Source organism: Halorubrum sp. SD626R (genome assembly GCF_001261915.1).
Classification (GTDB): Archaea; Halobacteriota; Halobacteria; order Halobacteriales; family Haloferacaceae; genus Halorubrum.
This window is the reverse complement of the sequence record NZ_CVRT01000117.1, coordinates 18393-31377: the sequence shown is the minus strand read 5'-3', so window position 1 is coordinate 31377 and position 12985 is coordinate 18393. Positions and strand designations below refer to the sequence as shown.

12 protein-coding genes are annotated in these 12985 nt (G+C 65.2%); 9 read left to right on the top strand and 3 right to left on the bottom strand.

The window, feature by feature from the left end; all coding sequences use genetic code 11:
* Positions 1-75: 75 nt before the first annotated feature.
* The 6 genes from SD626R_RS12105 (at position 76) to SD626R_RS12080 (ending at position 6285) form a co-directional block, all read left to right on the top strand.
* The gene (locus SD626R_RS12105; RefSeq protein WP_092566606.1) at positions 76-1224 is read left to right on the top strand and encodes an ABC transporter ATP-binding protein; all 1149 of its coding nucleotides are present in this window, start codon (positions 76-78) and stop codon (positions 1222-1224) included.
* Between the two features lie 127 nt (positions 1225-1351).
* Entirely contained in the window at positions 1352-2713 is a 1362-nt protein-coding gene (locus SD626R_RS12100; protein WP_092566605.1) for an ABC transporter substrate-binding protein, read from the top strand.
* A gap of 30 nt (positions 2714-2743) precedes the next feature.
* Positions 2744-3709 carry a carbohydrate ABC transporter permease gene (locus SD626R_RS12095; RefSeq protein WP_092566604.1) on the top strand — a complete coding sequence of 322 codons (966 nt, stop codon included), beginning with the start codon at positions 2744-2746 and terminating at the stop codon, positions 3707-3709.
* 1 nt (position 3710) lies between these two features.
* Positions 3711-4643, top strand: a complete 933-nt coding sequence (locus SD626R_RS12090; protein ID WP_092566603.1) for a carbohydrate ABC transporter permease — start codon at positions 3711-3713, stop codon at positions 4641-4643.
* Positions 4644-4785: 142 nt separating this feature from the next.
* Positions 4786-5196 (top strand): hypothetical protein, encoded by a 411-nt coding sequence (locus tag SD626R_RS12085; protein WP_092566602.1) that lies wholly within the window; start codon positions 4786-4788, stop codon positions 5194-5196.
* A gap of 222 nt (positions 5197-5418) precedes the next feature.
* Positions 5419-6285 (top strand): fumarylacetoacetate hydrolase family protein, encoded by an 867-nt coding sequence (locus tag SD626R_RS12080; RefSeq protein ID WP_092566601.1) that lies wholly within the window; start codon positions 5419-5421, stop codon positions 6283-6285.
* Between the two features lie 20 nt (positions 6286-6305).
* Here SD626R_RS12080 and SD626R_RS12075 read toward each other — a convergent pair whose 3' ends face one another.
* Entirely contained in the window at positions 6306-7178 is an 873-nt protein-coding gene (locus SD626R_RS12075) for a DMT family transporter (protein ID WP_092566600.1), read from the bottom strand.
* A 105-nt stretch (positions 7179-7283) separates the two neighbouring features.
* Here SD626R_RS12075 and SD626R_RS12070 point away from each other — a divergent pair, with 105 nt between their 5' ends.
* Positions 7284-7748: a universal stress protein gene (locus SD626R_RS12070; RefSeq protein ID WP_092566599.1), complete on the top strand. Its 465-nt coding sequence runs from the start codon at positions 7284-7286 to the stop codon at positions 7746-7748.
* 70 nt (positions 7749-7818) lie between these two features.
* Here the strand turns inward: SD626R_RS12070 and SD626R_RS12065 are convergent, their stop codons facing one another.
* Complete coding sequence (locus SD626R_RS12065) at positions 7819-9054, bottom strand: mandelate racemase/muconate lactonizing enzyme family protein (protein WP_092566598.1); 1236 nt, start codon at positions 9052-9054, stop codon at positions 7819-7821.
* A 212-nt stretch (positions 9055-9266) separates the two neighbouring features.
* On the opposite strand from SD626R_RS12065, the gene gfo6 reads away from it, so the two are divergent.
* The gene (gene gfo6, locus SD626R_RS12060; RefSeq protein ID WP_092566597.1) at positions 9267-10340 is read left to right on the top strand and encodes a D-xylose 1-dehydrogenase Gfo6; all 1074 of its coding nucleotides are present in this window, start codon (positions 9267-9269) and stop codon (positions 10338-10340) included.
* Between the two features lie 45 nt (positions 10341-10385).
* On the opposite strand, the gene SD626R_RS12055 is transcribed toward gfo6, so the two are convergent.
* Positions 10386-11147, bottom strand: coding sequence for an HpcH/HpaI aldolase family protein (locus tag SD626R_RS12055; RefSeq protein WP_092566596.1), 762 nt, complete (start codon positions 11145-11147; stop codon positions 10386-10388).
* 788 nt (positions 11148-11935) lie between these two features.
* Between SD626R_RS12055 and SD626R_RS12050 the strand changes: the two genes are divergently transcribed.
* On the top strand, positions 11936-12985 hold the full coding sequence (locus SD626R_RS12050; RefSeq protein WP_092566595.1) for an AAA family ATPase: 1050 nt from the start codon (positions 11936-11938) through the stop codon (positions 12983-12985).

Sequence of the window (12985 nt, the reverse complement as noted above, 5' to 3'; positions counted from 1 at the left end):
AACTCACCGTCGCGGCGTCCCGACTCCCCGAACCGAATCAAATAAATATATCAGGGCGAACAATCATGAGATATCATGGCAAACCTCTCATTACGAGACGCGACGAAGACATTCAACGACGACGGCGACGAGATCGTGGCGGTGGACAACCTGAACCTGGAGATCGAAGACGGCGAGTTCCTCGTTCTCGTCGGTCCGTCGGGCTGCGGGAAGTCGACGACGCTCCGAATGGTCGCCGGACTGGAGACGCCGACCGGCGGGTCGATCAACATCGACGGCGAACCCATCCACCGGCAGACGCCCCAGGAGCGCGATATCGCGATGGTGTTCCAGTCGTACGCGCTGTACCCGCATATGACCGTCTACGAGAACATGGCGTTCGGCCTGGAGGAGTCGAGCGACCTCCCGGACGACGAGATCGAAGAGCGGGTCCACACGGCCGCCGAAATGCTCGGGATCACCGACCTCCTCGATCGGAAACCGGGCGAGCTCTCGGGCGGGCAACAGCAGCGCGTCGCGCTGGGGCGCGCTATCGTCCGCGATCCGAAGGTGTTCCTGCTCGACGAACCGCTCGCGAACCTCGACGCGAAGCTGCGGGCGGAGATGCGGACGGAGCTCCAGCAGCTCCAGGAGGACCTCGGAACCACCACGATCTACGTCACTCACGACCAGACCGAGGCGATGACGATGTCCGATCGGATCGCGATCCTGGACGGCGGGACGCTCCAGCAGGTCGGAACGCCGATGCAGTGTTATCACGAGCCCGCGAACGTGTTCGTCGCCGGATTCATCGGGGAGCCGTCGATGAACTTCTTCGACGTGACGCTGGAGGACGGCGTCCTCGTCGGCGACGGGTTCGAGTACCCGCTCTCCGAGGAGGCGCTCGCGAGCGTCGAGGGAACGACCGAGTTGGTGTTGGGGATTCGCCCGGAGAACGTCGAAATCGGCGACGATCTCTCCGGCCCGAAGGAGTTCTCCGGAGTCATCGACGTGATCGAACCCCACGGCAACGAGAACGCCGTCCACCTACGATTCACCGAGGCCGCGACGGACGAGACGTTCACGTCGACCGTCGACGGGATGCGACACCTCACCGGCGGCCAGAGCGTCGGCGTGTCGTTCCCCGAAGACGCGATCCACCTGTTCGACGGCACGACCGGCGAGGCGCTCCGGAACCGTATCGTCGAGGAGGTCGAGCAAGTACAGGAGATCGGGACGAAGTAAGAGCGACGGATCGGCGGCGACAGAGCGTAAGACGGCGGTACGTAGGTTCGGGTAGGTCGGTTACTCGCGACATAAGTCAGCGTGGACAACAAAATGATTATATATGAGGAATACAAGAATCAATGGTATGCCTGAACAAGGTAACTCGGACGGAGACGGTGACTACCTGACACGGCGGAAAGTGATCGGTACCGGAGCGGCCGGCGTCGGGGTGATGCTCGCCGGTTGTAGCGGGAACAGCGGGTCCGGCGACGGCGGCGACGGGGGTAACGGCGGCGACGGCGGTAACGGCGGCGACGGTTCCGGAGGGGAAGTGACGGACAACCCGATGGAAGCGCTCCACGGATGGACCGGCGGCGACGGCGCCGAGGCGGCCGCGGAGATCGTCGCGATGTACGAGGAGCGGTATCCCGACTACGAACACCAGATCGAGCCGGTCGGCGGCGACGCGAACGTCAACCTCAACGCGACGGTCGCTCGACGGCTGGCGAACCGCAACCCGCCGGACGCGTTCGCCGGCTGGCCCGGCCTCAACATGAGCCAGTACGGCGGGACGCTGGACAGCTTGACCTCGATCTACGAGGAGCAGGGCTGGGAGGACGTGATGGTTCCGAAGGCGCTCGAGGCGTGCCGGATGAACGACGAGTACCGCGCCGTTCCCCTCGGGTCCCACCGACTGAACAACCTCTTCTACAATATCAGCGTTCTGGAGGAGGCCGGCGTCAACCCCGACGACATCACCGACTGGGACTCGTTCACGACCGCGCGCCAGACGATCGCCGACGAGACGGACTACATCCCGGTGACGACGACGACGATCGCGCCGTGGACGGTCCTCCAGTACTGGGCGCAGATCATGCTGGGCACCGAGGGACAGGAAGCCTACGAGGCGTGGCTCGCCGGCGACGGCGACATGGAGGCGCTCGTCCGTGCGCTCGAGAAGACGCAGGACTTCATCCAGACCCACACCAACGAGGACCGGGCGACGCTCAGCTTCCCCGAGGCCAACGACAAGCTCATCAACGGCGAGGCGGGCTTCTTCACGATGGGCAACTGGGCCGCGGGGATGTACCGCAACGCGGAGAACTTCGAGTTCGAGGAGGACTGGGGATGGCTCCCGTTCCCGGGTACCGAGGGCATGTACGTGTTCCACCTCGACTCGTTCATGTTCCCCCAGGACGGAAACGCCCCGGTCAAGGCCGAGGCCTTCGCCCAGCTGATCGGCGACCCGGAGCTTCAGGTCAGGTTCAACAACCTCAAGGGGTCCATTCCGCTCCGGACGGACATCGACGACGGCCAGCTCGACGACTTCCTCACGATGAACGTGGAACACCTGAACAACCACGACCAGTTCCCGCGGACGCTCGCACACGGACTCGCGTGTACGCCCGAGGAGCTCGACGCGTGTAAGGACGCGATGGCCAACAACTTCAGCGACCCCTACGACGCGGAGGCCACGGCGGAAGCCCTGATGGCCGTGTTCGAATAACGACGACCCTCACCTTTTCACCACATATTCATGGCACGTTCAGAAGACACGGTCGCCGGATCGCCACCGGTCTCCGCGAGCACAACCTCCGAGGACTGGCGAGACCGGCTACACCGATTCTCGAAGAGCGACTTCGTTCGGAGCTTCCCCTACTGGTTCATCCCGTTCAGCATCATGGGACTCGGCGTCTACGGCGGGATCGGCTGGAACACGCTGATCTCCCTCACCGACTACGAAGGGTTCCGCGAACGGCCGGACTTCACGAGCCCGGACCTGGAGATGTACGCCCAGGCGCTACAGGACCCGGCGGTGATCGTCACCACGAAGAACACGTTCATACTGATGATCGTCTTCACGACGGTCACCATGCTGTTGGGGCTGTTCCTCGCGATCCTGCTCGACCGGGAGATCCGGTTCAAAGAGAAGATACAGACGATCTACCTGCTTCCGATGGCGCTGTCGTTCGTCGTCACCGCGCAGTTCTGGCTCTGGATGTACAACGTCAACAACGGACTGGTGAACGTCCTCCTCGGCGTGTTCGGGTTGGGACCGTACAACTGGATCGGGAACCCCGACCTGGTCTTGGGATCCGTGATATTCGCGCTCATCTGGCAGTTCAGCGGCTACGCCATGGTCGTGTTTCTCGCCGGACTCCAGTCTCTTCCGGACGACCAGTTCGAGGCCGCGCGAGTCGACGGCGCGAGCACGTTCAAGACCTACTGGCGCGTGATCATTCCACAGCTGAAGTCGTCGTCCGTCAGCGCGGCGGTCATCCTGTTGATCTTCGCGTTGAAGGCGTTCACCTTCCTCTACTCGATGTTCGGGCAGTACCGCGTGCCGCAGGCCACGGACATCCTCGCGACCCTGATGGTTCGCGAGGCGTTCCAGCTACAGAACTGGGCGTACTCGGCCGCGATCGCGACGATACTGCTCGTCATGTCGCTCGCCATCATCGCACCGTATCTCCACTACCAGCACAAACAGGGGAGCCTCTGATATGAGCAAACCAACTCACTCCCGTGCGGAAAGCATCGCGCGGATACTGCCGGCCCTCAACTACAGGAAGATCGGGCTCGCGTTCGTGGTCATGTTCTTCTTCGCCTTCTTCATCTCGCCGATCTGGACCGGGTTCGTGACCGCGTTCAAGACCACGGGCGCGGTCACGTCGACGACGCCGTTCATCCCGCCGGGGCTCGACGGGTTCACCTTGGAGAAGTGGAGCACGGCGTTCGACTACCTCTCGCGGGGGATGGTAAACAGCCTCGTCATGTCGGTCCCGTCGACGATAGCCAGCGTCTTCCTCGGGAGCATCGCGGCGTACGGACTCACGCTGGTCGACTGGAACGAGCGCCTTCAGTTCTCGATCCTCGTGTTGTTCCTGGTCGGGATCTTCATCCCGTATCAGGCGGTGCTAGTCCCGCTCTCGGACTTCTGGATCAACATCGTCGGAGTCGACGGCCTGCTGGAGCCGCTGGGGAACCTGCCGTTCTTCACCGCCCGACACTCGCGGCTGTTCGCGGTGACGGTCACGCACGTCGTCTACGCGATCCCGATCTGCATGCTGCTGTTCCGGGGGTACTACATGTCGCTCTCCGACGAGCTCATCGAGGCCGCCAAGATCGACGGCGCGAGCATCACCAGCATCTACCGTCGGATCGTGCTCCCGCTGTCGAAGCCGATGATCGGCGTCGTCTTCATCTACCAGTTCACGATGATCTGGAACGAGTTCCTGTTCTCGTTGACGCTCATCGGGAGCTCGAGCAGCCCGGCCGCGACCGTGACGCTCGTGTTGTCCGGGCTCGGGAGCGACCTGACGGGCGTCGACTTCGGTCTCCGGATGGCGGGAGCGTTCGTCGCCGCGCTTCCGACCCTCATCATCTACGTCCTCTTCGCGGAGCAGTTCGCGGAGGGACTCGCCTCGGACAGGTGACACCGTCTCACGTTTTTTAGCGACCGAGACCGAGCGCTCCCGAAAGCGTTACACGGACGCCCTGCCGTGCCGTTACCATGCGAACCGATCCGAGCCGGCGTGACCGACCGATGGGACACCGGGGTACCGGGCCGCAAGGGCGATGAGCCGGGGCCTAGCGATCTCGTGGACGATCGGCTTGGGACTGTTCACCGGCGCGCTCGTGGGGACGATCGTTCCCGCCGAAACCGGCACGCAGGAGGTCAGACAGATGGCGGGGTTCACCCTCGTGTTCACGCCGGCCCTGTACGCGGCGATCACGAGCCGCTGGAGCTACTGGCGGCGGACGAACACGTACATCCGGTTCGCCGTCTATCAGCTGTCGCTGCTCCCCGCCGCGTACGTTCTCGTTCGAGTCGCCGGCTTCGTCTTCGGCTCCGCCGGGACACTCGGCCGGGTCGCGGAATGGGTCGCGGCGGTGGTGGCGTTCGGCGTCGCCACGTGGGTGACGTTCTACGGCGGTGCCGACCGGGCGTGGGAGGAGCTGATCGATCGGACCGAAATCGAGTGGTGACGCGGCTCTTCCCCCGTGGATTCCGGACGACGCGTTGCGGGCGACCGGAGCCGACTACTGACCCTTCCGTCGGTCGAGTGATCACGTCCGAGAGCGACGGACGTCGGCCCGGACGCCGACCGCGTCGCGGCGATTATCGATCCGTGAATTTATTACAGATGTCTCCAGTAATAGGGTAGGTTCACGCATGCGGAACTCCCGCATGAGACGACCAACTAAACCATGCAGTACTACAACCTCGACGACGCTGACACGGGACTGGTTGTCGAAATCGACGGGACGGTGTACGACCTCGGAGCGGCCGACGACCCGGTGGACACCTTCCGCGAACTGGCGCGGGTCGCGGCCGTGAGCGGGACGTCCGTCGACCGGATCGGAGCGCGACTGAGCGAGTCCGCGGAGGTACTGTCGCCCGGGGTACTGGAGGAGGATCTGGACCGACCGATCGCCCCCGACGAAGTGTGGGCGGCCGGGGTCACCTACGAGATAAGCGAAACGGCCCGGGAGGCCGAAAGCGATCGTCCGGACGTCTATATGGACGTGTACGACTCGGAGCGCCCCGAGCTGTTCTTCAAGGCGACCGCCAGCCGCACCGTCGGGGACGGGGCGGCCGTCGGGATCCGCGGGGACTCCACGTGGGACGTCCCGGAGCCCGAACTGGGGATCGTTCTGTTCAGAGGAGAGATCGTCGGATACACCGTCGGCAACGACATGAGTAGCCGGTCGATCGAGGGCGAAAACCCCCTGTACCTCCCGCAGGCGAAGGTGTACGACCGGTGTTGTGCGATCGGCCCCGGCGTCACCACTGCCGAGACGGTCGCAGACCCGCACGATCTCCGAATGGAGATGTCTATCGAACGGGACGGCGACCGACTGTACGAGGACGCCACGACGACTGCGAACATGAAGCGCAGCTGTGAGGAACTCGTCTCGTACTTCTGCCGTCACAACGCCGTCCCCGAACTCGCGGTCCTCCTCACCGGTACCTCGCTCGTCCCGGACGACGACTTCACGCTGGCGGAAGGCGATACCATCTCGATCGACATCGACGAACTCGGTCGGATCACGAACTCGGTCACGCAGGTGTAGCGGGGCGGTCGACGCTCCCCTCAGAGCGCGATGAGCGTCACTCCGAGCACGGCCATGACGGCCGCGAGGAGTCGAAGTCGGAAGTACCGTTCACCGAGCAGGACACCGCCGAGAACCACCGCGATGACCGCCTGCGTGTTCACGATGGGAGACGCGATGCTCGCGGGGAGGATCGCGAAGGCTGTCGTCGTCGTGTGTTCGGCGACCGCGACGATCACGCCGACGCCGGCGAATCGGGGAACGCTCCGGCGAGTGAGCGAAGGCGGGTTACGCACGGCGCTCGGCAGCAGGATGAGCGTGATACCGACGAGGAGTATCGGAACCCACAGCGTCGTCGGGATCCCGATCTCCTGGAGGACGACGCGTTTTCCAACGTCGCCGACCGCGTAGCACATCGCGCTCAGCAGCGCGAACTGTGCCGGTCGGGAGTGATACACGTTGACGACCGGTCCCAGCAGGTGCCCCGGCTCGTAGTTCGCGACGTACACCGCGACCGTGGCCACGACGACGCCGAGCACCTGCGCGGCGGTCAACACCTGACCGAGCAACAGGACTTCGATCGGGAGGACGAACACCGGAACGATCTTGCTGATCGGCGTGACGTACGAGAGGTCCCCGTCGCCGATGGCCCACAGGAACAACACGAACGCGATCGCGTGCATGAGGACGGTCAGCGCCACGACGCCCAGTTCGAGCGGACCGATTCCCCTCGCGAGTACCCGGGAGAAGTCGGTTCGAGCGACCGCGACGGGGGCGTACCAGACGAGCGCACACGAATTGAGTAGCACCGTGAGCGCCGCCGGCGAGACGTCGCTGAACAGCCGCTTGAGCGAGAAGATGTAGACGCCCCAGGCGACGGCCGCGAGCACCGCGAACGAGATCCCGGGGTCCATTACACGGACGAGGCCGTTCACTACACATCAATAGTTCGATACTGCGGTTTGCAGAGGGCGGCGATCGGACGTACGCTTAAGCCTCTCCGGGATGACAGTCGATTCATGGCGCTTGACACCCTTCTACTCGCGGTCGGACCGGAAGAGAGCGACAGCAGCGACCGGCTGGCTCGGACGACGGTCGATATCGCGGGACCGTCCGGGGCGACCGTCGTCCTCCTCCACCCGTTCACCCAGGAAGAGTACGAGTCCACGATCGACAACCTCGGTATCCGCGACGCGTCCGAGGTGACCGTCGACGACGTGGCGAGGCGGCACGGGACGATCCGATCGATATCGAGGCTGTTCGAGGAGGAGGGGATCGACTACGAGATACGGGGCGCCATCGGGACGCACGCCGACGAGATCGTCCGACTCGCGACGGAGACCGAATCCGGCCTCGTGATCGTCGGTGGACGCGGGCGCTCGCCGACGGGGAAGGCGCTTTTCGGTTCGACCGCGCAGCAGGTCATCCTCGCCGCCCCCTGCCCCGTAACGTTGGTCCGAAGCGATCTGGACGATCGCAGCTGATCGGTCGTTTCGACGGGGCTCGCCCGTCGTCGGACGCCGGAGTCGGATCGGAGATCCGGACGGGACGGCGCTACGCTTCGTCGAACAGCGTCTCGCCGTCTGCGAGGTGGGCTTCGACGGCGTCGAGGTCCAGCGTCAGCCCGAGTCCCGGCTCCTCGGGGATCGCCATGTATCCGTCCTGGATGAGCCCGTCCTCTTCGACGAGGTCCTCCCACCAACCGAGCTCGTAGGAGTGGTACTCGAGGGCCAGCGAGTTCGGGATCGCCGCGCCGACGTGTGCGGACGCCATCGTCCCGATCGGCGAGGAGACGTTGTGCATCGCCACCGGGACGTAGAACATGTCCGCGAGCGTCGCGATCTTCGCGGTCTCGCGCATGCCGCCGACCTTCGGAACGTCGGGGGCGACGATGTCGGCGGCCTGTTCCGTGAGCAGTCGCCGCTGACCGTGAGTTCGGTAGACGTTCTCGCCGACGGCGATGGGCGTCCCGGTCGACTGGGTGACCTCGCGCTGGACGTCGTGATTCTCCGGCGGAACCGGGTCCTCTAACCACCAGACGTCGTACCGTTCGAGCCGACGCGCCAGCCGCTTGGCGCTGCCGGCAGTGAACGCCCAGTGACAGTCGAAGGCCACGTCGGCCTTGTCTCCGACGCGGTCGGTCACCTTCTCGACGATCTCGGCTTTGTGTTCGATCTCGGGCCCGCGGAGGTGCCGGTTCGCGCGGTCCTTCTCGTGGCCCGAGGGGACGTCGAGATCGAACTTCAACGCGTCGTAGCCGAGGTCGTCGACGACGCGTTCCGCCTCGTCCGCACAGGCGTCGGGGTCGGCCTCCTCCTCGGTGTGACAGTCGCAGTACGTCCGGACCTCGTCGCGGTACTTGCCGCCCAGTAGTTGGTAGGCGGGGACGTCGAGGATCTTCCCGGCGACGTCGTGGAGCGCCAGCTCGACGCCGGAGATCGCGGCGATATCCTTCCCCGCGATCGATCCCTCCCCGGACATCTTCTGGACCATGTGCTCGTAGAGCCGGTCGATGTCGAGGGGGTTTTCGCCGACGACGAACGGCTTCAGCCGTTCGATTATCTCGGGGATCGCACCGCCCCAGTACGCCTCGCCGTTGCCGACGCGCCCGTCGTCCGTGTACACGCGGACGAGCGTCCACGGGTAGTTGCCGTCCACGATGGCCGTCTGTACGTCCGTGATCTCCACGTCGCGGCCCTCGCTGCGGGGGCGAGACAGCCCCATCGTCTCCGCCGAGAGGTCGCGCATGGTGTACTCCGCGTTCGGGTCCTGAAGATGCTCGTAGCTCATGAAACAGTTGGAAGTCGGAGAGTACTGATAAAATGGTTCCGACGCCGGACGCGACGAGGTCGGTTCTCCGGGGCAGCCGCGATCATCGCAGTCGCCAGCGGCGGTTGGGGAGCGGACGACCGAACGAACGTCGGGAGAGACGGTGTGCGTGACCTACCGATGCCGTCCCGGAGGTGGGAACGCTTTTGTGTTCAAGCGCCGATCGGAGTGGCATGTCTCCGAACGCGCTGTTCAGGGAGTTCGAGTCTCGCGACTGGCAGACGGCGACCGACGGGACGGTCCGCTACGCGCTCGTCGGCCTCGGCTGGTGGACGACCGACGTCGCGGTCCCGGCGATCGAGGAGTCGACGTTCTGTGAGACCACCGTGTTGGTCAGCGGTTCGGCCGAGAAGGCGACGCGTCTCGCCGACGAGAACGACGTCGGGCGCGGGATAACCTACGAGCAGTACCACGAGGGGGTCGCCGCCGACGAGTACGACGCGGTGTACGTGGCGACGCCGAACGCGTACCACCTCGACTACGTCGAGACCGCCGCGGAGCTCGGCAAGGGCGTCCTCTGCGAGAAGCCGATGGAGGAGTCGGTCGAACGGGCCGAGCGGCTCGTGGAGGCGTGCGAGCGCCACGACGCCCCGTTGATGGTCGCCTACCGGATGCAGACGGACCCGTTCGTGCGGATCGCGAAGTCGCTCCTCGACGACGGCGTCATCGGCGAGCCGGTTCAGGTGTACGGCGACAACACGCAGCCGTTACTCGAGATGATCCCCGACGAGGACCAGTGGCGGCTCGACCCGGAGCTCACGGGGTACGGCACCTCGGTGATGGATCTGGGGATCTACTCCATCAACACGACGCGGTTCCTGCTCGACCGAGAGCCGACCGAGGTGCTGGCGAGTATGGCGTCGACGGATCCGGCGTTCGAGGGGGTCGACGACGAGCGGTCGTCGTTCCTCCTCTCGTTCGAGGACGACGTCCAGTTCGTCTCGACGGCGTCACAGCGGGCCCACGAGGACACGCAGTTGAAGATAACGGGCACCGAGGGGCAGATCGAGTTGCGGCCGGCGTTCCACGGCGAGGTGGAACTACGCGTCGAGGCCGGCGATCTCTCGGTCGAGATGGCACACGCGACTGCGGACGAGGTCGACGAGATGCGCGAGGAGTTCGACTACTTCGCCGATCGCCTCCTCACCGGGGCGGAGATCGGTCCCGACGGTCGCCACGGGCTCCGAGACATGGAGATCATCGAGGCGATTCACGAGGCGGCAGCGGGGGACGGACTCGCGCTTTGAATCGGTAGCCGGTGAGGGCCGAGCCAGACGGGGCGACCGGTCCCGCTACGTCGTGTCGACGTCCGCGGCCAGCGACGACAGGTGTTCGGTGAACAGGCCGGCTTCGACGCCGAGGGTGACGTACTGGACGCCGGCGTCGATCCAGCGGTTCGCGATCTCTGGCGTGTCGGCGAACGCGCCGACCGCGACGCCGGCCTCGGCGGCGCGCTCACAGACGTCCTCCATCAGCGCCTCGACCCGCTCGTGGGTCACTTGGCCGGGGATTCCGAGCGACTGCGAGAGGTCGTAGGGGCCGAGGAAGACGGCGTCGATTCCGTCGATTGCGAGGATGTCCTCGATGTTCTCGACGCCGCGTTCCCCCTCGACCTGGACGACGAGGACGACGTCCTCGTTCTGATCTTCGGTGTACGTGTCGCTCCCCCAGTAGTCGCCGGCTCGGACGTACTGCGACAGGCCACGGCTCCCGAGCGGGTCGAACCGGGCGGCGTCGACGGCGGCCCGAGCGTCGGCTTCGGTCTCGACCTGCGGAACCTGGACGCCGGCCGAGCCGATGTCGAGCGCCCGCTGGATCTCGGCCTCCTCGTTCGAACGGACGCGGACGATGGGGGCGACGCCGCGGTTCTGTGCGGCGGCGGCGAGTTCGAGGGTGGTCTCGGCGCCGAGCGGTCCGTGTTCCTGATCGTAGACGACGAAGTCCATGCCGGCGACGCCGATCATCTCGGAGACCATCGCCGAGTCGAGCAGTTGGAAGGTGCCGACGACGGTCTCACCGTTCAAGAGACGGGTACGGAAGGTCGTGTTCGCCATACTCGGGGATGTTTGAGGCCGTACAAAGCTTTTGTCGTCGACCCGCTCAGCGCGGATCGACTTCTCCGCGGTTCCCCGTCGCGGTCGAGGGGAACGCCGGACGATGGCGAACCGGTCCGATCGGATCGAGTCGCGTTTCGTGGTGAGAGAAGCGATACAAAACCGCCGATGAGGTTCGATATTCGACCTGTCTCGTCAAACTATCATTTCCAAGTATTGTATTGGAAGCCGATTATTCGACGCTAATTGCGCTCAATCGACCGTCTACAGTTGTGTTCACGAGCCCATCGACAGCCCGAAGCCGGCCAGCGTCCGGACCGCGCTGCGGTCGACGAGACCGCGATCCGACTCGACGATGAGCGATACCGCTGTCTGGCTCTGTCGGTCCCGGGACGAACGAATTGCGCTACGCGACGGCTGAGTCGACGACAACGAGGGTTCTCACGTGTCCGTTTCCGACGGAACCCACCGAGAAGCACGACAGCTCCGACACCGTGACTCTCGTTGACGAATAGCATTTGATACGGGATGCGTATCGACGCAACGGCTTCGGTTTCGGATGCGAGAAAGGTGGAAATCGAAGCGCTGTCAGACATATCAAAATAAGTACTAAATATTGAATTGAACAGCTTTCGAACTATTAAATGACGCCGAAGGGAAACTGCCGCGACTGGATCGAACCGCTCAGCTTCCACACCGAATACAATTGGCCCAGATCGTCGGCGGTATCTTAACACCCGGTCGCTGGACCGACCGATTCTTGAGCGCCCGGCCCGGAGCCACACGGTATGGACGGACCGCTGTGGATCGACGCGCACGCTCCCGCGCTCGACGAGATCCGACAGGACGAGGCCCGCGAGCGGCTGGAGCGCGCTGTCGACGAGCCGATGAACCTCGTCGTGCAGGGGCCGCCGGGGGTCGGGAAGACGGCGGCGACCCGGGCGCTGACCCGAACCGCGCACGAGGACCCCGAGAGCGACCTGATCGAGATCAACGTCGCCGACTTCTTCGGGCGGAGGAAAAAGGAGATCCGGACGGACCCCCGCTTCGAGGGGTTCCTGCAGGGACGGAGCCGAATGGCGAAACGCGACATGATCAACCGGGTCCTGAAGGAGTCGGCGTCGTACGCGCCGATGTCCGGCGAGTACAAGACGGTCCTCCTCGACAACGCCGAGTCGATCCGCGAGGACTTCCAGCAGGCGCTCCGGCGGGTGATGGAGCAGCACCACCGCACCACGCAGTTCGTGATCGCCACCCGGCAGCCGTCGAAGCTCATCGCTCCGATCCGGTCGCGCTGCTTCCCGGTCCGCGTCAGAGCGCCGACGACGGACGAGACGATCGACGTGTTGGAGACGATCTGCAGCCGCGAGGGCGTCGACTACGACGGCGACGGACTGGAGTTCGTCGCCAGCGCGGCCGGCGGCGACCTCCGCGAGGCGATCCTCTCGGCGCAGGCGACCGCGGTCGAGGGCGGCGAGGTGACCATGTCGACCGCCTACGAGGCGCTCGGCGAGGTCGGCGACGACGACGCGATCCGCGAGGCGCTCGCCGACGCCCGCGCCGGCGAGCTGAAGGACGCGCGGTCGGCCCTCGACGACCTCCTCGACGAGGGCGGGTACGACGGCGGCGAGCTCCTCCGCGAGGTCCTGCGGGTCGCCCGCGCCGGCTCCGAGTACGGCGGCGACGACCTCGCGCGGCTCCACGTGCTCGCCGGCGAAGCTGACCTCGACCTCACCGACGGCCTCGACGACCGGATCCACCTCACGCACCTGCTCGCCGCGTGGGCGGCCGGCCGCACCGAGCTCCGACCGGACCTCCGCGATCCGGTGGAGGCCTGA

Excerpts from the sequence above, each read along its gene's own strand:
- SD626R_RS12050 (WP_092566595.1), top strand. The coding sequence starts at position 11,936 with ATGGACGGACCGCTGTGGATCGACGCGCACGCTCCCGCGCTCGACGAG.
- SD626R_RS12055 (WP_092566596.1), bottom strand. The coding sequence starts at position 11,147 with ATGGCGAACACGACCTTCCGTACCCGTCTCTTGAACGGTGAGACCGTC.
- SD626R_RS12090 (WP_092566603.1), top strand. The coding sequence starts at position 3,711 with ATGAGCAAACCAACTCACTCCCGTGCGGAAAGCATCGCGCGGATACTG.
- SD626R_RS12065 (WP_092566598.1), bottom strand. The coding sequence starts at position 9,054 with ATGAGCTACGAGCATCTTCAGGACCCGAACGCGGAGTACACCATGCGC.
- SD626R_RS12085 (WP_092566602.1), top strand. The coding sequence starts at position 4,786 with ATGAGCCGGGGCCTAGCGATCTCGTGGACGATCGGCTTGGGACTGTTC.
- gfo6 (WP_092566597.1), top strand. The coding sequence starts at position 9,267 with ATGTCTCCGAACGCGCTGTTCAGGGAGTTCGAGTCTCGCGACTGGCAG.
- SD626R_RS12070 (WP_092566599.1), top strand. The coding sequence starts at position 7,284 with ATGGCGCTTGACACCCTTCTACTCGCGGTCGGACCGGAAGAGAGCGAC.
- SD626R_RS12100 (WP_092566605.1), top strand. The coding sequence starts at position 1,352 with ATGCCTGAACAAGGTAACTCGGACGGAGACGGTGACTACCTGACACGG.
- SD626R_RS12105 (WP_092566606.1), top strand. The coding sequence starts at position 76 with ATGGCAAACCTCTCATTACGAGACGCGACGAAGACATTCAACGACGAC.
- SD626R_RS12095 (WP_092566604.1), top strand. The coding sequence starts at position 2,744 with ATGGCACGTTCAGAAGACACGGTCGCCGGATCGCCACCGGTCTCCGCG.
- SD626R_RS12080 (WP_092566601.1), top strand. The coding sequence starts at position 5,419 with ATGCAGTACTACAACCTCGACGACGCTGACACGGGACTGGTTGTCGAA.
- SD626R_RS12075 (WP_092566600.1), bottom strand. The coding sequence starts at position 7,178 with ATGGACCCCGGGATCTCGTTCGCGGTGCTCGCGGCCGTCGCCTGGGGC.